Origin of the sequence: Arthrobacter pascens, from assembly GCF_017052465.1 — a bacterium.
Taxonomy (GTDB): Bacteria; Actinomycetota; Actinomycetes; order Actinomycetales; family Micrococcaceae; genus Arthrobacter; species Arthrobacter pascens.
On the sequence record NZ_JAFHKT010000152.1, the window covers coordinates 152,456 to 172,129 of the forward strand.

At 67.9% G+C, this 19,674-nt stretch carries 15 protein-coding genes; 4 read left to right on the forward strand and 11 right to left on the reverse strand.

Translation table 11 applies throughout. From position 1 onward, the window contains the following. Positions 1–21 precede the first annotated feature (21 nt). The 3 genes from JYA52_RS21500 to JYA52_RS21510 all read right to left on the reverse strand — a co-directional run bounded on the left by JYA52_RS21500 (position 22) and on the right by JYA52_RS21510 (position 7,330). Entirely contained in the window at positions 22–3,549 is a 3,528-nt protein-coding gene (locus JYA52_RS21500) for an ATP-dependent helicase (protein WP_205655411.1), read from the reverse strand. Beyond that, a complete protein-coding gene (locus JYA52_RS21505) occupies positions 3,546–6,797 on the reverse strand; it encodes an ATP-dependent helicase (RefSeq protein ID WP_240460686.1) in 3,252 nt (1,083 codons plus the stop codon). The genes JYA52_RS21500 and JYA52_RS21505 overlap by 4 nt, the downstream gene beginning before the upstream one ends. A gap of 116 nt (positions 6,798–6,913) precedes the next feature. After that, positions 6,914–7,330 (reverse strand): MGMT family protein, encoded by a 417-nt coding sequence (locus JYA52_RS21510; RefSeq protein ID WP_205655412.1) that lies wholly within the window; start codon positions 7,328–7,330, stop codon positions 6,914–6,916. Positions 7,331–7,450: 120 nt separating this feature from the next. Between JYA52_RS21510 and JYA52_RS21515 the strand changes: the two genes are divergently transcribed. The 4 genes from JYA52_RS21515 to JYA52_RS21530 all read left to right on the forward strand — a co-directional run bounded on the left by JYA52_RS21515 (position 7,451) and on the right by JYA52_RS21530 (position 11,133). Continuing rightward, complete coding sequence (locus JYA52_RS21515) at positions 7,451–8,161, forward strand: 3'-5' exonuclease (protein WP_205655413.1); 711 nt, start codon at positions 7,451–7,453, stop codon at positions 8,159–8,161. 263 nt (positions 8,162–8,424) lie between these two features. Continuing rightward, positions 8,425–9,492, forward strand: coding sequence for a methionine ABC transporter ATP-binding protein (locus JYA52_RS21520; RefSeq protein ID WP_205655414.1), 1,068 nt, complete (start codon positions 8,425–8,427; stop codon positions 9,490–9,492). After that, complete coding sequence (locus JYA52_RS21525) at positions 9,489–10,160, forward strand: methionine ABC transporter permease (protein ID WP_205655415.1); 672 nt, start codon at positions 9,489–9,491, stop codon at positions 10,158–10,160. Before JYA52_RS21520 ends, JYA52_RS21525 begins: the two co-directional genes overlap by 4 nt. Before the next feature lie 130 nt (positions 10,161–10,290). Further along, positions 10,291–11,133, forward strand: coding sequence for a MetQ/NlpA family ABC transporter substrate-binding protein (locus JYA52_RS21530; RefSeq protein WP_205655416.1), 843 nt, complete (start codon positions 10,291–10,293; stop codon positions 11,131–11,133). A gap of 125 nt (positions 11,134–11,258) precedes the next feature. Here the strand turns inward: JYA52_RS21530 and hemL are convergent, their stop codons facing one another. The 8 genes from hemL to JYA52_RS21570 form a co-directional block, all read right to left on the reverse strand. After that, entirely contained in the window at positions 11,259–12,590 is a 1,332-nt protein-coding gene (gene hemL / locus JYA52_RS21535) for a glutamate-1-semialdehyde 2,1-aminomutase (protein ID WP_205655417.1), read from the reverse strand. A 5-nt stretch (positions 12,591–12,595) separates the two neighbouring features. Further along, entirely contained in the window at positions 12,596–13,717 is a 1,122-nt protein-coding gene (locus JYA52_RS21540) for an LLM class flavin-dependent oxidoreductase (protein WP_205655418.1), read from the reverse strand. Beyond that, positions 13,717–14,697, reverse strand: a complete 981-nt coding sequence (hemB, locus tag JYA52_RS21545; RefSeq protein ID WP_205655419.1) for a porphobilinogen synthase — start codon at positions 14,695–14,697, stop codon at positions 13,717–13,719. Before hemB ends, JYA52_RS21540 begins: the two co-directional genes overlap by 1 nt. A gap of 10 nt (positions 14,698–14,707) precedes the next feature. Beyond that, a complete protein-coding gene (locus tag JYA52_RS21550; RefSeq protein WP_205655420.1) occupies positions 14,708–15,661 on the reverse strand; it encodes a uroporphyrinogen-III synthase in 954 nt (317 codons plus the stop codon). A gap of 22 nt (positions 15,662–15,683) precedes the next feature. Further along, positions 15,684–16,682, reverse strand: a complete 999-nt coding sequence (hemC, locus tag JYA52_RS21555; RefSeq protein ID WP_205655421.1) for a hydroxymethylbilane synthase — start codon at positions 16,680–16,682, stop codon at positions 15,684–15,686. Further along, entirely contained in the window at positions 16,679–17,920 is a 1,242-nt protein-coding gene (locus tag JYA52_RS21560) for a ferrochelatase (protein WP_205655422.1), read from the reverse strand. The genes hemC and JYA52_RS21560 overlap by 4 nt, the downstream gene beginning before the upstream one ends. Next, positions 17,917–18,618 (reverse strand): hydrogen peroxide-dependent heme synthase, encoded by a 702-nt coding sequence (gene hemQ / locus JYA52_RS21565; protein ID WP_205655423.1) that lies wholly within the window; start codon positions 18,616–18,618, stop codon positions 17,917–17,919. The genes JYA52_RS21560 and hemQ overlap by 4 nt, the downstream gene beginning before the upstream one ends. Before the next feature lie 119 nt (positions 18,619–18,737). Beyond that, positions 18,738–19,661 carry a hypothetical protein gene (locus JYA52_RS21570; protein WP_205655424.1) on the reverse strand — a complete coding sequence of 308 codons (924 nt, stop codon included), beginning with the start codon at positions 19,659–19,661 and terminating at the stop codon, positions 18,738–18,740. Between the last annotated feature and the right edge of the window lie 13 nt (positions 19,662–19,674).

A 19,674-nucleotide genomic window follows, 5' to 3' on the forward strand; every position in this document is an offset into this window, starting at 1 on the left:
CCCGCCGGTGGCCTGCCCCTCCTACCCCTCCGGATCGGCGAGGGCGGCGGCCACGATGGACTCAAGTTCTTCGCCGGATGCGAGGTCGTGCGGGCGCACCACTTGGTTGTCAGCCACGTAGTAGAAGGCGGCCCGAACGGCGTCAACGGGAACGTCCTTGAGCCTGGCCCAGGCAAGCCGATATACCGCGAGCTGGACGCTCTTGGTTTTCAGCTGCCCCGCCGAGGGCCGGCGCCCGGTCTTCCAGTCAACGAGATCCCAGCCGCCGTCGGCGTCCCGGAACACGGCGTCGATGCGGCCGCGGACCACGACGTCGCCGATCCGGGTTTCGACAGGCACTTCGACGTGGGCTGGCGACCGGTGCGCCCATGCGGATTCCTTGAACGTGGCAACCATGTCCTCAAGGCCGTATGCCTCGTCAATATGGTCATCGGATCCCGGGGCTTCATCGATGTCCAGCATGCCGGACGTCCCGAAGTACTCTTCCACCCACGCGTGGAATGCCGTGCCTTTCCGGGCGGACATTCCGGGTTCCCGGGGGACGGGACGCCTGAGCCGCTGCAGTACTCCTGCGGGGTCCTCGTCAAGGGCAACCAGCGTGGAAGCGGAAATGTGTCCCGGCAGGTGCACGTCGCGGCTGCTTGCCCGGCGGGCGCGCCGCTCGAGCAGCAGGGCGGCCTCCCGCGACCAGTCAGCAGCCAGCGGCCGGAGTTCACGGCTGTTGCCGCCCGCAGCCTCCGCAGCGGCTGCGCCCTGGACCGTCTGGGAACGCTGGAGGGCAATTTCCTGCAGCAGGCGGGAGGCGGCGCGGTCCATTGCGGTGCGCCGTCCCGGGACTAGCCGGAGCCGCGTCCCCGTTCGGGGGTCAACGGGCCCCTCCAGGGGATCGTACGGCCAGGTGGCCACTTCCAGGTCGCGGGTCAGGGGGCTTTCCTGCGGCAGCGAGGCTTCGTCCACGGAGTCGGGATGGATTTCCGCCGCGGTGCCGCCTGCCGTTATTGCACCTGCCGTTTCGCCAATGCCCGCCAGGGGCGCAAGCTCGGCAAGGAAAGGCGACATCTCGGCCATTCCCCCGCGGGCACCGACCCAGGCAGCGCTGGAAATCCACAGCACGTGCTTTGCCCTCGTGTACGCCACGTAGGCGAGCCGCCGCTCTTCAGCTTCCCCGTGTGCCTGCACGGCCGCCTTGAAGTCCTTCTCGGCGTCGAGCCACCCCTTTTGGTCCGGCTGGTCCAGATCCCACTGGGGAAGGTCAGCGCGGTCCCCGCGGAGCGGCCAGGGCAAGGCAGCCGAACCGCTGCTCCACCGGGAGTCACGGCTGCTGGGGAAAGCCCCGGAATTCAGGCCCGGCACGAATACGACATCCCACTCAAGTCCCTTGGAGGCGTGGACGGTGAGCAGCTGGACGGCTTCATGGTTGACGTCGGACGGCGGTACATCGAGGCCGCCCTCTTCTGCTGCCGCCGCTTCAAGCCAGGACAGGAAGGCGAGGATATCCACGCGGTGCGAGGTCTGCAGGAAGCCCGCGGCGGCGTCCTGGAACGCGTCAAGGTTCCGCCTGGCCTGGTGGATGCTGAGTCCGGGCCGGGCAGCGACCTCAATGTCCAGCAGCATGGCGCGTTCCACCTCGCCGAGGAGCGTGGTGAGGTCGTCCCCGATGAGCGCGCGCAGGTGCCGCAGCTCGGTGGCCAGCCTGTGCAGGCGTTCCAGGGCCGCCGCCGTCAGGCTTCGCCCCTGCGCGGACGTCCAGCCGTCCCTGGGCAACCAGTCCAGGGCTTCGACGAGGCTCGAAGCGTCTGTCAGGTCCCCCTCGATGACGACGTCATCGGAGGACCCTGGCTCCTCGTCCGCGATGGCAGCATCGGCCGCATTTTGGCCGCGCCGGCGCGCGAGATAGGACGCCCAGTCACGGAACGCCATGAGGTCTGCGGGGCCGATCCGCCATCTGGCGCCGGCCAGCAGCCGCATCAGGGAGTCTGACCGTGCAGGATCGGCGAGGACACGCAGTGTCGAGACGAGGTCGACGATTTCCGGAGTGTCCAGCAGGCCGCCGAGTCCCACGATTTCGTAGGGGATCCCGTTGGCGTCGAATTCCTTGCGGATGCACTCGAACTGGGCCCGCCGGCGGCACAGCACCGCCATGGCAGGCGGGACGGGCGCGGCGGCGGACTGCTTTTCGAAATCGGTCACCCGGAACTTCAGGAGGTCCCGGGCAATCGCTGCCGCTTCGTTTTCATCGGTGTCGAACCGTCCCATCACCACCCGCCCTTGGGATGCGGCCGGGCTGGGCTGTAGCGGCGGAACCTCGACGGCGGCCGCCGACGTCCGCTGGCCGGCGGGTCCTGCCGCCGCGGCCGCGGCGCTCAACGGCGCTGAAATGACGTTGGCCGCCGCGAGAATGTTGCGCCCGTTCCGCCACGCAGTGGTCAGGTAGGACACGGGGGCCGGGCTGAACCGGGCGCCGGCTCCTGATGCCTGCCCCGCGACTTTGACGGGGAATTCGCTGACGAAGTGGAACAGCTGGCCGGCCGACGCGCCGCGGAATCCGTAGATGGACTGGTTGGGGTCCCCCACGGCAGTGACAGCATGCCCGTCGCCGAAGAGCCGCGAGAAGAGGACCAGTTGCGCGTGCGACGTGTCCTGGAACTCGTCCAGCAGCACCACCCTGTACCGTTGCCGTTCCATGTCGGCGGCAAGCGGGACCTCCCGGGACACTTTCGCGGCCAGGGCGACGAGGTCGCCGAAGTCCAGTGCGCCCCGCGCCCTCTTGGCCTCGGAGTACCGGCCCACGAGGTCGGCCACGCTGGCCCTCGTCCGCAGCATCGCGCCGAGCTCGGCGGCGGCCTGGGTGGGGTTTTTCTTCGCGCCGTCAAGGTACGGCAGGCCTTCAAAGCCGGCAAGCCGCTCCATCAGCCAGTCGTGGACCTCGGCCGGTTCCCGGAGGTGCTCCGCGCATTCGCCCGCGAGCTGGATGACGGCTTTGACGAGCGTGGACTTGGCCACCCGGAAGTGGGAGTATTCGCCGTCGAACGATTCGACGACTTCGCTCGCCAGCTGCCAGGCCTGGGCCCCGCCCAGCAGAACGACGTCGCGCTCGATGCCCAGCCGGAGGCCGTAGTCGGACACGATGCCGCTGGCAAAGGAGTGGTAGGTGGACACCTTCGGTTCCAGGGCGTCCGTGCTGAGGATCCCGGCCGGAAAGACCGAGTGGCCCGTGTCGGCTGCCGCGATCCGCTGCAGCGAACCAAGCTTGGCCCGGATGCGGCTCGCCAATTCGCCGGCGGCCTTCCGGGTAAAGGTGACGCCGAGGACTTCCTCGGGTTTGACCCAGCCATTGGCGACCAGCCAGACAACACGGTCCGCCATGGTGGCGGTCTTGCCCGACCCGGCACCGGCAATCACCAGCCGCGGGGTCAGCGGCGAGGAGATGATGGCCGACTGTTCCGCCGTGGGCAGGTTCTTCTCCCCCAGCAGGCCCGAGAGCTCCTCCGGGCTGAACCTGGGGACGGGGAGTTCGGGGAGGACAGGGAGTTCGGGGAGGGCGCTCATTCTGTGACCTGCTTTCCCCGGGCACAGAGGGGGCAGACTTCCGGAAGCCTGCAGCCGTGGCCGCCGAAGCCGCCCTTTGAGGGATCGTGCCGTGCTTCGAATTCACGTCCGGACATGACGTCCGCGGCCTCCGTCACCATGTCCATCGCCCAGTTGTCCCCGGGGTCCAGCGGATCCTGGTGCTGGACCCCGGGGCTCTTCGCCGTGGTGCCCAGCTGCGCCAGCACGGCCCCTCCCGGCTGGGCGCCGGGAGGAATATCCGGACCGTCGAATCCCCCCGCCAGGACCGCCGCCTGATAGGCGCCGAGCTGCGGGTGCCGGCCGAGCTCGGCTTTCCCCGGCTGCCGCTTGCCGGTTTTGAGGTCAACGATCACCAGCCGCCCCTGGGAGTCGATTTCCAGCCGGTCCACCTGGCCGCGCAGTACGGCGGAACGGGCTTCCTGGTCAGGGTCAGGCCCGTCCGCGGCCCGGGTCAGCTGCACCTCGAAGTCCTGCTCCACACCGGCCAGCCGCCGGCCTTCGCTGCGCATCACCAGGATGTACTGCGCAAGTTTGCGCACCATCGATTCAGCACGCTGGAAGTCCAGTTTTCCTTCCCAGTTGTCCTTCATGCCCAGGGCGGGCCAGCGCCGGACGAGCTCGGCGAGGTATTCGGCTCCCGAACCGTCCGGAATGTCCTGGGCGATGGAGTGCACCAGCGTGCCCAGGCTCCTGGAGAAGTCGGTGGCTGCCTCGCCGCCGGCAGCCTGGATGAACCAGTCCAATGGCGATTTCTGGACGGACTCCACCTTCGAGGGCGACACGTAGACGGTGCCGCCAGGCGGCACAATATGCTCCTCGGACGTCAGGGGCGCCAGCCCCCACCAGGTATGGGGGTGTGCCCCGGGAACCGGAGGATCTGCGGTTGCGAGGCGTGCGAGGACCCTAACGGCCTCGTCAGACTCCGCAGGAAACCTTCCGTCAAGCTGGGCGTACTGGCGGAGTTCCGCCACCAGTGCCCGGAGCGTCAGTGGCCGCTCCACGGAGGTGAATCCCCTCCCGTCCTGGTCCGGCCGCAGCGGAGCGACGTAGTCCAGGAACGAGGACGGCTGTTCATCCTCCGAGGCCACGGCAGTGCAAATCAGGATTTCCCTGGCGCGTGACACCGCCGTCGAGAAACTCCGGAGTTCGTCGTACCTGATCTCGCGGAGCCTGCTCAGCGGGTCGAGCTGGAGCGCGTACTCCACGCCATGTTCCACGGCGTCGGCAAACAGTGTGCTGCCCAGCAGCTCGCCGCGCAGCCGGGTATTCGGCCAGACGCCTTCCTGAAGTCCTGCCACGATGACCACCGGCCACTCCCTCCCGGCAGCGCTGGCAGGTGTCATCAGTTCCACGGCGTCATCGACCTGCGCACGCGCCGCCAGGGTGTCCATTGGCAACTCCTGGCTGAGCAAGTACTCAAGGAACTGCACCGGACCGGAACCCGGCATCTGGTCGACGTAGCGTTCGGCCGTGTGGAACAGCGCCATCATGGCGTCCAGGTCGCGGTCCGCCCTCGCGCCCACGAGCCCCCCGGACAGTGCAGCCGCCGTCCAGGACCCTGCCAGGCCGGTGGAACTCCACAGCGCCCACAGCACGGTTTCGGCGTTCGCACCGGCTTCGGCTGCTGCACGGCGCCCCGCGTCGATCATCCTCGCGACACGGCGGGCCGACCGGCCCTCGATGCCCAGGGAAGCGAGCGCGCCGGGCTCGGTGAGAGCCTCCACCAGCAGGGAGTCGCTGGAGCGTCCGCCGCCGCCGAGGATTTCCTCCCGGCGCAGCGACTGGCGGAGCCTGCGGAGTTCCAGGGAGGTGGCTCCACCGATCCGCGAGGTCAACAGCGATACCGCCGATTCCGGCGTCAACAGGTCAGGGTCAAGGGCCACGGCGAAGGCATCGAGCAGCGGGCGCACAGCTACTTCGTCCCGGACCGCGGACTCCGCCACGGGAATCCGCACCGGAATGCCCTGGCCGGACAGATAGCGTTGGAGCTGGCTGAGCTGGCCGCCGTTGCGGACAATCACAGCCATGTCCCCGAGTTCGCGGCCATCGTTAATCTGGGCTTCGAGGATCCGTTGGGCCACGTACCGCAGCTCGTGAACCGCGGAGGGCAACAGGTGCGCCTCGACAGTTCCTCCGGTGCTCCGGCGTGCATGCCCAGCCGGTTCCCCGCCAGGGCGCTGGCCGGTGTCGGGTGCATCGAGACGCCGCGCCAGCTGTCCGCCCGCGCGCAGGGCGATCCGGCTGGCCACACCCATCCAGGCCTGCGCCACCGCCGGCTGGTGCCGGTGTGAATACCGCAGCGGCCGTTCCACAACTCCGCCGCTGTCACCGCCCGCCAGCAGGCGCGGCAGCTCTGCCACAAGGTCCGGCCGCGCGCCCCTGAACCCCTGGACGACGGTGTCCGGGGAGGATGTGACAAAAACCTCTTTGCCGCCGGCAATGTCAGCCAACAGCTCAAAGACCGCAGGATTGGCTTCATGAATATCGTCGACAAGGATCAACTGGAGGCGTTCCCGCTCCGCCGCCAGGAAATCGGTTGAATCCTGGAACAGCTGCCGCGCAGCCGTGATGATGCCGGCCGGATCAAAGGCTTCAGGCATGCGGAGGTCCAGGACATCGCGGTATTCGGCATACAGGGCAGCGGCTGCGATCCAGTCCGGCCGGCCGCACTCATGCCCGAGGCGTTCCAGGTCCTGCGGCGTTCGTCCGGATTCGATGATGCGGTCAAACAGCTGCCGGACTTCCTGCCGGAAACCGCGGGTGGACAGGGCGGCGTTCAGGTCTGCCGGCCAGGGCAGTCCCAGCCCCGGGAGGGCGTGGCCGTCCAGCAACTCCTTGATGATGAGGTCCTGTTCCGGGCCGGACAGCAGGCGCGGCGCACGAGGCAGCGGCAAGATCCCCTCAGCCTTGGCGCGCCGGATCAGATCGAAGGCGTAGGACGCCCAGGTCCGCGCGGGAGTGGTACTCAGGCTTCGGTTCAGCCGTGCCGTGAAGCGGTCACGCAGGGTGTCCGCGGCCAGCCTGCCCGGGGCAAGGATCAGGATCCGCTCCGGGTCCGCGGCATTCATCTCCACGCGCCGGACTGCCGCTTCGATGAGGACGGTCGACTTGCCCGTGCCCGGCGCTCCGGGGACCAGCACGGGACCAGAGCCTTGCGGTACTTCCACCGCCGCGACCTGGTCTTCGGAAAGCACAGGAACGGCGCTGTGGACCTGGCGCGGCGGCAAGAGGCGGAGACCGGCGCCGGCGAGCGGCTGGGATGCTGCGTAGGACTCCCGGTGCTCCGTTGCCCCGGGAAACGGCGCGTCTGGGAACAGCTCGGCGGGCTGCTGGATAGTTGCGGTCACTCAGACATTCCATCATTTGCCGCTGACAATTTACGCAGCGACGCTTCCAGCCGTTCGGCGATGGCGTCCAAGGTGTCGAAGTCGGCGTCGGACGGCGCCCACCGGGCGGCCGCCAGGTCAACGCGCCAGCGGCCCTCGCCTGTCCTGGCAAAGCGCTGGAAGTCACCTCGCAGCGGTGTGCCCTCCTGCACGTAGTACTGCAGTGCTTCAGCTTCCAAGCCCTCCGGGGCCTGGCCGTTTGCCCTGAGCACGCGCCACCAGGGCACTCCGCTGCCATAGTGGCTCATGACCGAACCCACTTGCCGCGGACCCCCGGACCCGATCAGTTCTGCGACATCCCCATAGGCGACGGCCGAGCCAGCCGGTATGAGTTCCACCACAGCCAACACCGCCTCGACATACTCCGTCCGCATGGCTTCAGACTATCGGTGAGCCGTCCGTGCCGACGACCGCGGATCCGGCGGCAGCCCGCCCCCGCGGACACGCACGGCACGTGCAAAAAACTGTCGGTGCCACCCGGTAGCGTGGGTCCCATGAGCACTTGGAACACCCTCCCCCGGGCCGCCTTCGACCTTGAAACGACGGGCCGGAATTCCCGCGCCGCCCGGATCGTGACAGCGTCCGTGACCGTGGTGGACGCGGCCGGGGGTGTCATCGAGGAACATGAGTGGCTGGCGGACCCCGGGGTCGAGATTCCGACGGAGGCCAGTGACATTCACGGGATCACCACCGAGCATGCGCGCAGCAACGGCCGGCCTGCCGCGGAGGTCACCCGGGAAGTCGCCGCCGTACTGCAGCAGCTCTTTGATACGGGGGTGCCGGTGATCGCCTTCAACGCCAGCTATGACTTCACCGTCCTGGCGGCCGAATCCGCCCGCTACGGCGTCCCTCAGCTCAGCAGGTTTCCCGTTCTCGATCCGTACATCATGAACAAGCAGGTGGACCGCTACCGCAAGGGCAAACGCACGCTGACAGCACTCTGCGAGGAATACGGCGTCGACCTCGAAAACGCCCACACCTCCGCCGCGGATGCCCTGGCCACGCTCCGGATGCTGGACGCGATGGCAGGCAAGTTCCCGAAGCTGAAGCTTCCGGCCAGCCAGCTGCATCAGCTGCAGGTCGACTGGGCGGTCAGCCAGGCGGCGGACTTCCAGCAATACCTCCGCAAGACCAAACCGGCCGCGGTCATCGAGGGCGACTGGCCCGTCCTGCCTCCGGAAGATGCCAGCCGGGGCGACTTTTAGCCTTATTCCGCCCGGCAGCTGGGACAAAGATCACAGTGCCCGGGGTCGACACGGGAGCCAAGCCGCCCGGCTGCGATTCACGGACAGGCGGATACAGTGCGCATCTCGCGGCCAGCGCCCATGGGCGGCTCCCGATCATGCGTCAAACATGTGTGAGTTCCGAAGAATCTTCGGAACTGGCTGCCATATCCCAGCGCTGACATAATTTAGTTCAGAAGCGCGCTTGTGCTATGCCCTGCCCGGCCCCTACCGCCTGAGGATACATGATCACAGTTACAGACCTGCGCAAGGTCTACCGTCAGGGGAAAAAGGAAGTAGTGGCCCTCGACGGGGTCTCGCTTTCCGTCCCCAAAGGCTCCATCCACGGCATCATCGGCCATTCCGGGGCCGGTAAGTCCACGCTGGTCCGGTGCCTGACCCTCTTGGACCGCCCCACGTCCGGCTCTGTGAACATTGATGGCACGGAACTCAGTTCCGTCAGGGACTCCGAGATCCGTGCGGCCCGACGCCGGATCGGCATGGTGTTCCAGCACGCCAACCTGATGGATTCCCGGACCGCGGCAGGCAATGTCGCGCATCCCCTGGAGCTCGTCAAGACACCGAAGGACACGGTCCGGACGAAGGTGGCGGAACTCCTGAAGCTCGTGGGCCTGGAGGGTTTCGAAAACGCCTACCCGTCACAGCTGTCCGGTGGCCAGCGCCAGCGCGTGGGCATCGCCCGGGCACTCGCGTCCGATCCCGACGTCCTGCTCTGCGATGAGCCGACGTCAGCGCTCGACCCGGCCACCACCGACGAGATCCTGGACCTCATCCAGGACCTGACCCGGCGGCTGCAGCTCACCGTCCTGATCATCACCCATGAGATGCACGTGGTGAAGCGTGTCTGCGGATCGGTATCCCTCCTGGCCAAGGGCCGCGTGGTTGAAGCCGGCGAACTGGCCGACGTCGCTGCGGAACTCGACAGCAAACTCGCTCGGGCGCTCCTGCCCCTGCCGGCGTCGGAACCGATCAAGGGAGCCCTCCAGGCCGGCCCCGTGCTGGAGATCCTGTTTTCCGGCGAAAGCGCCAAGGAGCCTGTGCTCACGAGCGTCGCGCGGCATTTCGACATCGACCTGAACGTCCTCGCCGGGAGCGTGGAGACGCTCGGCGGACAGCAGTTCGGGCATCTGCGGGTCCAGTTGGCTGACCACGCGGACTACGACGCTGTGCTGGGGTATCTCCGCGACCGCGGCATCAGCGCGAAACTGGCGGACGCCACCGACCGGTCCGACGAGTCGGACTTCGCCTCAGACACGGCTGACTTTGCCGTCGAGACGGGAGACTCCAAGTGAACGACATCTTCAGCAACCCCGTCCTGGCCAAGGCCCTTCCCGAGGCGATCGTAGAAACGCTCCAGATGGTGGGGATCTCCGGCTTCTTCACTGTGCTGGTCGGGCTTCCGCTCGGCGTCTTCCTGCACGCCACGGCACCGGGCGGGCTCCGTCCCATGCCCGTGGTGAACCGGATCGTCAGCGACATCGTCGTCAACATCACCCGCTCCATCCCGTTCGCCATCCTGATGGTGGCACTGATCCCGCTGGCCCGGCTGCTGGTGGGCACGAGCCTCGGACCGGTCGCGGCGTCCGTTTCGCTGTCCATCGGGACCATTCCGTTCTTCGCCCGTCTCGTTGAAGCGTGCCTGCGGGATGTCCACCACGGCAAGATTGATGCCGCACAGGTCATGGGCTCCACGAGGATGCAGGTCATCAACAAGGTGATGCTGCCCGAATCCCTCCCGGCCCTTGTCGCGGCCGCAACCACCACGGTGGTGACCCTGGTGGGCTACAGCGCCATGGCCGGCCTGGTCGGCGGCGGCGGACTGGGAAAGCTCGCGTACAACTACGGGTTCCAGCGTTTCGACGTCACGGTCATGCTCGTCACCATTGTGCTCATCATCGTGCTGGTGCAGGTCATCCAGCTGACCGGTGAATGGATCTCCCGGAGCCTTGACCACCGTTAGACGGGGACAACCCGCCGGACGGCGGGCCACCGCCAAATCTTCAACGCAGCGAGTAGCCGCTCACTGCATCTGAACCGGATCCCCCGGCACCGCCGTCGGGCTCCAGGCTATTTCGAAAGGAACGCATCCGATGCGTAAATCACTCACCCTCCTGGCGACGGGCATCGTCACTGCCCTGACGCTGACCGCATGCGGCGGTTCGTCCGCCCCTAGCGCCGAGACCCAGACGCTGGATCCGGCCAAGCCCGCGACGCTCAGCGTCGGCGCGAGCCCGGTGCCGCAGGCCAAGATCCTGGAATTCATCAACCAGGACCTCGCCCCGAAGGCCGGCCTCAAGCTGGACATCAAGGAGATCGAGGACTACCAGACGCCCAACACCGCGCTGAGCGACGGCTCGCTGGACACCAACTACTACCAGCACAAGCCGTGGTTCGACGACCAGGTCAAGACCAAGGGCTACAAGTTCGGCCACGGCGAGGGCGTCCACATCGAGCCGTACGCCGCCTTCTCCGAGAAGGTCAAGGACATCAGCGAGATCAAGGACAGCGCGAAGATCGCCATCACCAACGATCCCTCCAACCAGGTCCGCGCCCTCCGTGTCCTCGAAAAGGCCGGCCTGGTCAAGGACATCAAGGACGACACCTCCGTGATCGCGCTGACCGATGAGCAGAACCCCAAGAAGCTCAAGTTCTCCGAGAACCAGCCGGAACTGCTGATCAACGACCTCAAGGACCCTTCCGTGGACCTTGCGCTCATCAACGGCAACTTCATCCTCAAGGCGGGCCTCAGCACCAAGGATGCGCTGGCTGTTGAGTCCACCGACAACAACCCGTACGCCAACTTCCTGGCCTGGCGGGAGGAGTCGAAGGACGACGCCCGCATCAAGAAGCTGGACGAACTCCTCCACTCCCCCGAGGTCAAGGCCTTCATCGAGAAGGAATGGCCCAACGGTGATGTAACCCCGGCTTTCTAGGAAAGCCGCGTCTGCCCGCTACACCGGGAGACGACAAAAAACTCCGGCACCCGCCTCGCGGGTCCGGAGTTTTTTGTTGCCACCCGGCCGTCCTGGCGGCCGGCACCAGGACGGACGACGGCGGGTCAGGCCTTCGCTGCGGCGGCCGCCTGCGCGGCGGCGGGCAGTGCGTCGAAGATCCTGTTCATTGCGGCGTCGTCGTGTGCAGCCGAGAGGAACCAGGCCTCGAAGACTGACGGCGGGAGGTAGACGCCGGAGTCCAGCATGGAGTGGAAGAACGGCGCATACCGGAACACGTCCTGCTTCTGGGCGTCGCTGTAGTTGTGGACGCCGTGCTCCGAGGTGCCGAAGGCCACCGAGAACAGGTTTCCGGCGCGCTGGATCGAGTGGTCCACGCCGGCGTCGTCCAGTGCCGAGGACAGGGCCGAGGACAGCTCAAGCGACCGCGCATCGATAAACGAGTAAACATCGCGGGTGGCGTGCGTGAGGGTGGCCACGCCGGCGGCCATGGCCACCGGGTTGCCGGAGAGCGTGCCGGCCTGGTAGACCGGGCCAATCGGCGCGAGGTAGTCCATGACGTCCGCACGGCCGCCGAGGGCCGCCGTCGGCATGCCCCCGCCGATCACCTTTCCGAAGGTGAGCAGGTCAGGGGTCCACTGTTCCGTGGCATCCGCGGCGCCGCCCGTAAGGCCCCAGTAGCCGGCGTAGCCGGTGCGGAAGCCGGTGAGGACCTCGTCCACGATCAGCAGCGCGCCGTGGGCGGCCGTGATGCGGGACAACCCGGCGTTGAAGCCCTCGCCCGGGGTGACCACGCCCATGTTGGCAGGGGCCGCTTCGGTGATCACGGCAGCGATGTTGGGGCCGTGCTCGGCGAAGGCGGCCTCGACGGCGCCGAGGTCGTTGTACGGCAGGACCAGTGTTTCGGCGGCCGTCGCCGCCGTGACCCCGGCAGAGCCGGGCAGGGCCAGCGTGGCCACACCAGAGCCGGCTGAGGCGAGCAGGCCGTCCAGGTGGCCGTGGTAGCAGCCCGCGAACTTGATCACGAGGTTGCGGCCGGTGAAGCCACGGGCCAGCCGGATGGCCGTCATGGTGGCCTCGGTGCCGGTGGACACCATCCGGATCCGCTCCACCGCGGAAACGCGTTCCTTGACGATTGCCGCAAGGTTGGCCTCGTCCGGGGTGGACGCGCCGAAGGACAGCCCGCGGTCCACCGCTGCGTGCACGGCCTCGAGGACGGCCGGATGGGCGTGGCCGAGCAGCGCCGGGCCCCAGGAGCAGACCAGGTCGACGTACTCGTTGCCGTCGGCATCCGTCAGGTACGGGCCCCTGGCCGAGACCATGAACCGCGGGGTTCCGCCCACAGAGCCGAACGCACGGACAGGGGAGTTCACGCCGCCCGGCATCAGCTGGCGGGCGCGGTCGAAGAGTTCCTCATTGTGAGGCATGGTGGAAGTCATGCGTCCTATTCTTTCAGGAGTTCGTTGACGCGGGGTGCCACGGCCGTGCCCAGCAGCTCAATGGAGCGCATCATGGCGGCGTGCGGCAGGGACCCGCTGCTGTACTTGAGATCGAAACGGTCCACGCCGAGGTTGTGTTTCAGCCTCACGATCTTCTGCGCCACGGTTTCGGGAGAGCCGACGTACAGGGCCCCCTCGGGCGTGCACATTGCGTCGAATTCGCCGCGGCTCGCCGGGCCCCAGCCGCGTTCGGCGCCGATCCGGTTCCGTAGCTCGAGCCAGTGCGGGAAGTATTCCTCGCGTGCTTCTTCGTCAGTGGCGGCCACATGTCCGGGCGAGTGCGTGGCCATCTGCTGCATGGAATGGCCGTACTTGGCCATGGCTTCCCGGTAGAGGTTGGCCAGCGGCGCGAAGGACCTCGGCTGCCCGCCGATGATCGCGAAGATGATGGGGTAGCCGTACTCGGCACACCGCAGCACGGATTCGGGTGTGCCGCCCACGCCGATCCAGGTCGGCAGGAGGTGGCCTTCAAGGTGCGGATAAACGTTCAGCCCACTCAGGGCCGGCCGGGTGCGGCCCTCCCAGTGCACGGGTTTCTGCGCCCGGACCTTGTCGAACAGCTCAAGCTTTTCCTCGAAGAGGACGTCATAGTCCGCCAGGTCGAAGCCGAACAGCGGAAAGGACTCGACGAACGAGCCCCGGCCCAGCATCACCTCAGCCCGCCCGTTGGAGAGCGCGTCCAGCGTCGCGAAGCGCTGGAAGACCCGGATGGGGTCGTCGGAGCTCAGCACCGTGACGGCCGAGCCGAGCCGGATCTGCCTGGTCCGCCCGGCGGCGGCCGCGAGGAAGACCTCGGGCGCGGAGACCGCAAAATCCCGGCGGTGGTGCTCACCCACGGCGAAGGCGTGAAGTCCGACGGCGTCGGACAGCTCTGCCTGTTCAAGCAGCTGCCGCAGCACCTGGGCGTGCGGCACCGGACGTCCGTCCGCCCCGGTTCCGGTGTCCCCGAAGGTGTTCACCCCCAGCAGGATCCGGCCGGGCCCAACCGGTTCGGTGGGACCCGCCTGGGTGGAAAAAGCCCTCGTGGAAGAATCCTGGGTGGAAGAATCCTCCGGCGTTTCGCTCATCAGGATTCCTTCAGCCAGCCGGCCAGCTCGCTCGCCCAATACGTGAGGACCATGTTGGCCCCTGCGCGGCGGATGCCCAGAACGGACTCCGTGATGGCCGCCCGGCGGTCGATCCAGCCGTTCCCGGCCGCCGCCTCGATCATGGCGTACTCCCCCGAGATCTGGTACGCGGCCACGGGCACGGGGCTCATCTCGGCAACGTCCCTCAGGATGTCGAGGTAGCTCATGGCGGGCTTGACCATCACCATGTCGGCCCCTTCGGCTAGGTCAAGCTCCACTTCCTGGATGGCCTCGCGCCGGTTCGCGGCGTCCATCTGGTAGGTCCGGCGGTCCCCCTTCAACTGGGAGTCCACCGCTTCCCGGAACGGTCCGTAGAACGCCGACGCATATTTGGCAGCGTAGGCAATCACCGCCGTGTTGACGTGCCCGGCGTCTTCGAGTGCCTGCCGGATGACGCTTACCTGGCCGTCCATCATGCCGGACGGGCCCAGCACGTGCGCCCCGGCGTCGGCCTGGGCCACCGCCATCCTGGCGTAGATGTCCAGCGTGGCGTCGTTGTCCACATACCCGTTGGCGTCCAGGACGCCGCAGTGGCCGTGGTCGGTGAATTCGTCCAGGCACACGTCGCTCATGACCACCAGGTCGTCGCCCACCTCGGCCCGGACGTCGCGGATGGCTTTGTTCAGGACGCCGTCCGGATCGAGGGAGGCGGTGCCCTCGGCGTCGCGCTGCGCCGGAATGCCGAACAGCATGATTCCGCCCACGCCCAGTTCCACGGCCTCCGACGCGGCACGCTTCAGCGTCTCAGTGGTGTGCTGCACGACGCCGGGCATGGAGGCAATCGGGTTGGGCTCCGAGAGGCCTTCGCGGATGAAGGCGGGGAGGATCAGATCCGCGGGGGCGAGCCGGTTCTCGGCAGTGAGCCTGCGCATCGCGGGGGTGGTGCGGAGCCGCCGCGGGCGGTGGTTCGGAAAACTCATGTCCTGTCCTTCACTGGGTGCCTGATGCTGACGAATGGATGTCGGGATTGGGTGCTGTCCCGGGATGAACGGCCCGGACCACGGCAGCGACAAGCCCCGCAGGTGTGGCTTCGACTGCCGTGGCGGCGACCGTCAGCCCGAGCGCTTCCGCTGCGGCGGCCGTTGTCTTGCCGACGGCGACAAAGCGGCAGGCGCCCAGCGGGGAAAGCGCCGCATGGATGCGGCGGGCGGCGCTTGGAGAAGCAGCGACGACGGCGGCAATCCCGCCGTCGGATATGCAGGCTTTGGCTTCCGCCGGCGTGAGCGTCTTCGCCACGCCGCCGGACGTTCCCGGTGCGGCAAGCCGGCGGCCGGGCTCCGCCGGGTAATCCACCGTGTGATAGGCCACGACTGTCCTCACGTCCGCCCCTTTGGCGCTGAGGCCGAGGGCGAGGGTGGGGGCGGCAATGTCCGCCTGGGGCAGGAGCACCGTGGCGGGACCTGCGGGCCATTCCCCGGCGAGACCGGCCGCGGAATGTTCGTGCTGCGGTACCAGGTGGACTGCCACTCCGGCGTCCTCAAGGGCGTTCGCGGTGGACGGGCCTACCGCAGCGACGCGCGTGGCGGCGGGAATCCACTGGTGCAAGGCCACTTGCCGCTCGGCGGCCTTGATCTGCAGCGCCAGGACCGTGGTGGCGCTGCTGACCACGAGCCAGGCATACTGCCCGGAGCCGAGGGCATTGAAGGCCTCGTCCAGGGCTGCCTGGTCCGACGCGCGTTCGAAGTCTTTCAGCGGAAGCAGGAGCGGATCGGCGCCGGCGAGCCGCAGCTGCGCGACGAACGTTCCGGCACGGTCGGGGCTGCGGGTGACCAGAATGCGGTCGCCCTCGAGCGGCCGCGGGCCCGTCGGTTCCGTCGCTGTGCGTTCCGCCCCGTGCCGGTGCCCGGCACGGCCGGTGGCCGGACCTTCGCCCCTCTGTCCCATGAAGTCGTTCCCTGCCGGCCTCTCAGGACGCCGTCAGGTCCGCGATGTCGGCGGCCCCGGCGGCCAGGAGGACCTCGGCCAGCTCAATGCCCAGCAGTGTGGCACCGACTTCAGTCAGGCCGTCCGTGGCGCGCTTGTCGCGCACGGTTGCCGTGCCGTCGACGGCGCAGACCACAGCTTCGAGGTGCAGCATGCTGCCCTTGCGGTAGGCGTAGGCGCCCACGGGGGCTGCGCATCCAGCCTCGAGCCGCGCCAGCAGCGCCCGCTCCGCGGTAACGGCCAGCCGGGTGTCCTGGTCATCAAGCGCCGCGAGTGCCTGCGCGAGGACGCCCTGCGATCCCGCGGTGGAGCCTGCCTGGCGGGGGGCATCAGCCGTGCGGCATTCGATGGCCAGGGACCCCTGGCCGGCGGCCGGCAGCATAATGTCCGTGTCCAGGTATTCCGTGACGGTGTCCAGCCTGCTGATGCGCTCCAGGCCCGCGGCGGCGAGGACAACCGCGTCCAGGTCACCGGACTTGCCGGCCACCACCTCGTCGGTGGCGTTGCCCGGCAGGCCAGGAACGCGCCCGAGGCGGGTGTCCACGTTGCCGCGGATGTCCACGATGTCCAGGTCGGGACGGACAGCCCGGAGCTGCGCGGCGCGCCTGGGTGATCCGGTGCCCACCCGTGCACCTTTCGGAAGGTCGGCCAGTTTGAGGCCGTCGCGGGCGCACAGGACGTCGCGGACGTCCACCCGCGGCGGAGTCGCCGCAAGGGCCAGGCCGACAGCCGGGCCCGTGGGGAGATCCTTCAGGGAGTGCACCGCAACATCGCACTCATTGCGCAGCAGGGCGTCCCGGAGCGCCGCCACGAACACGCCCGTGCCTCCCATTTGCGACAGCGATCCCTTGAGGACGTCCCCCTCGGTCCTGATGTGCACGAGTTCCACGGGAAAGCCCCCGACGGCGGCCAGCAGGTCAGCGGTCTGCTGCGTCTGGGTAAGGGCGAGCTTGCTTGCCCGCGTGCCGATCCGAACAGTCACTGCGTGTCCTGCCTCACTGATGGGTAGGGGTCGTGGCCGGTTCCCACGGTGGTGTCAGCGCCGGCGATGGTCGGCTTTTCGCCGCGGAAGTTGGCGCAGCAGCCGGGACGGCAAACGTCGTACCAGGGACCCAGCGGAGTGGCTGCCGGGCGGTCCCCGATGTTGTTCGCCACAGTACGTTCACAGATGAGGTCCACCAGTCCGTTGACAAAACGGCGGTGGGTGCCCGGCGTCGGAACACGGGTGGCCGCGAGCCCAAGGTTAGCGCAGGTCTCCAGCGCCTCCGTATCAAGGTCCCAGACCACTTCCATGTGGTCGCTGACGAAGCCCAGCGGAACGATGACGATGCCCTTGGCCCCCTGCTTGGACAGGTCCTCGATGGCATCGTTGATGTCGGGCTCGAGCCAGGGCACGTGGGGAGCGCCGGACCGGGACTGGTACACGAGGGACCAGGGCGCGGACAGGCCGGATTCCTCTTCCACCCGGCGCATGACTTCGGTGCCCGTTGCCAGATGCTGCGCGACGTAGGCAGAGCCCTCGGCGAATTCGCGGGGCTCATCCGGGGACTTTCCGGCGGCGTCGGCGTCGCGGGTGGGGATGGAATGCGTGGCAAAGAGAACGTGGACGGGTGCGTCCGGCGTTCCGGCAGCGGCGAGCTGGGCACGGACGTCGGCAATCCCGGCGGCCGTCCCCTCGATGAAGGGCTCGACGAAACCGGGGTGGTCGAAGTACTGCCGGACCTTGTCCACCTCGAGCTTGCCGTCGAGGCCCGTCTCGGTCAGCGCCATGCCGATGTCTTCGCGGTACTGGCGGCAGCTGGAGTAACAGGAGTAGGCACTCGTGGTGACCATGAGCAGCTTGCGGTGGCCGGCGTCGTAGGCGTCCTGGAGGGTTTCCGGGATGTAGGGATCCCAGTTGCGGTTGCCCCAAAGCACCGGCATGCCAATGCCCCGGCGGGCCAGCTCTGCCTCCAGCGCCGCCTTGAGTTCGCGGTTCTGCTGGTTGATCGGGCTGATGCCGCCGTTGGCGCGGTAGTGGTGGGATACCTCTTCGAGCCGCTCATCCGGGATGCCGCGGCCGCGTGTCACATTGCGCAGGAAGGGGATGACATCGTCCTGCCCTTCTGGGCCGCCGAAGGATGCGAGGAGAACCGCGTCATAATTCTTGGGGGCCATCCTGCCGGCCTCCGTCACGGGGTTTACCGCAATGCCAGACTCCTGGGGATCCAGCGGGCTCATGCCAGTACCTCGGCAATCTCCCCCGCGGTAATGCGCCGGCCGGTGTAGAACGGAATTTCCTCGCGTACGTGGTTGCGGGCCTCCGTGGACCGCAGGTGGCGCATCAGGTCCACCAGGTCGACGAGTTCGGGGGCTTCCAGCCCGAGGATCCATTCCCAGTCCCCGAGCGCAAACGAGGACACGGTGTTCGAAATGACCTGCGGGAAGTCGCGGCCCAGCATGCCGTGGTCCCGGAGCATCTTGCCGCGCTCTTCTTCGGGCAGCAGGTACCACTCGTAGGACCGGACGAACGGGTAGACACAGAGCCATTCGGCCGGCGCCACCCCGCGGGAAAAGGCCGGCGTGTGGTTCTTGGCGAACTCCGCTTCCCGGTGCACGCCCATGGCGGACCATACGAGTTCGGTTCCGGCGAACAGCTTGCTCCGGCGGATATCCCGGATCGCCTGCTGCAGCGCCTCGGGCTTTGGCCCGTGCAGCCAGACCATGACGTCGGCATCGGCACGCATGGCGGAGACGTCATAGCTTCCGCGGTAGGTCACCCCGCCCTCGGCCAGGCGCGCAACCAGGGCATCGAAATCCTCGGCGGCATCTGCGCTGCGGAGGACCTCGGCGGAGCGCTTGAATACGGTCCAGAGGGTGAAGAACTGCTCGGCTGATTCTTCGGTTTTGGTGACAGATTCGGCAGGAGTGTGGCTCATGGATACCATACTGCCCGTTCCATGCGCCCAAGTCGAAAAACCCCACTTCTACAGCGTGTAGAAGTGGGGTATTTCACAGGGTCGGATCTCGGCGGACTGTTCGTCGCTTCGTTACGGGGCTACAGGGCTTTGCGCATTTTGTATGCCACCAGGCCGGCTGCACCGGCAAGCAGCACGAGCCCGGCGCCTACCCATACCAGCGGCGAAACCGGGCCGGTCTGCGAGGAGCCAAGAATGGCACTGTTGGGCTTGACCGCCGAATACCGGTAGTCCACTGTTCCCATGTTCATCGGACGGGACAGGCGCGCCGAGCCCCAGACGCCGGACGCGATGCCGGCGGCACCGGGCCGGGCGGCAGCCGCATCCAATGTGCCGTCCGTCCTGCGGTCCACTGAGGCACCCCCCGCCGCAGCGGGCACCGGGCTTTCGGCTGACGGGACGGTTGCCGGGGCCGCCGGCGCAGGCTGCACTGCCGGTGCCGGCTGTGTTGCCGGCTGGGTTGCCCCTCCGGGCCCGGCCGCCGGCGTGCCCTGCCCGGCAGGCACGGGAGCGGTGGCCGCCGGTGAGTAGCCAGGCCGGGCCTCGGTGGGCGTCGGCGACGGCGTCTGGGACGGGCCGGACGTGGATGTGCTGGAGGGCGAAGGTGTCGGGGTGGGCGCCGGCGGTGTCGTCGGTAGGGGCGTTTTAGGCAGCGTCGGCACCGGAACGATGGGCGACGGGGTGGCGGAGGGTGAGACCGTCGGGGACAGCGTCGGCGTGGGCGAGGCGGACGACTCGTCGTCGTCCTCATCGCCAAGGACGGAACCTGCCCAGGCGTCGAGGCTGAGGGTCCCGGACACGGTGGCGCTGAGCTGGCTCACAGCCGGTTCCGGAGCGGGCGCGCCATCTGTGTCGGCCAGCAATGCCGGCACTGCAGCGTTGGATGCAGGGACGCCTGCGGATAAGACCAGTACCGCTCCGAGCGCAGCTGCTGCCGTGCCACGCCGAAGTCCCCCATGGTTACCGGTCAGCGTACGAAAATTCTCGGACTTCTGATCGACCATAGTTTCGACCCTA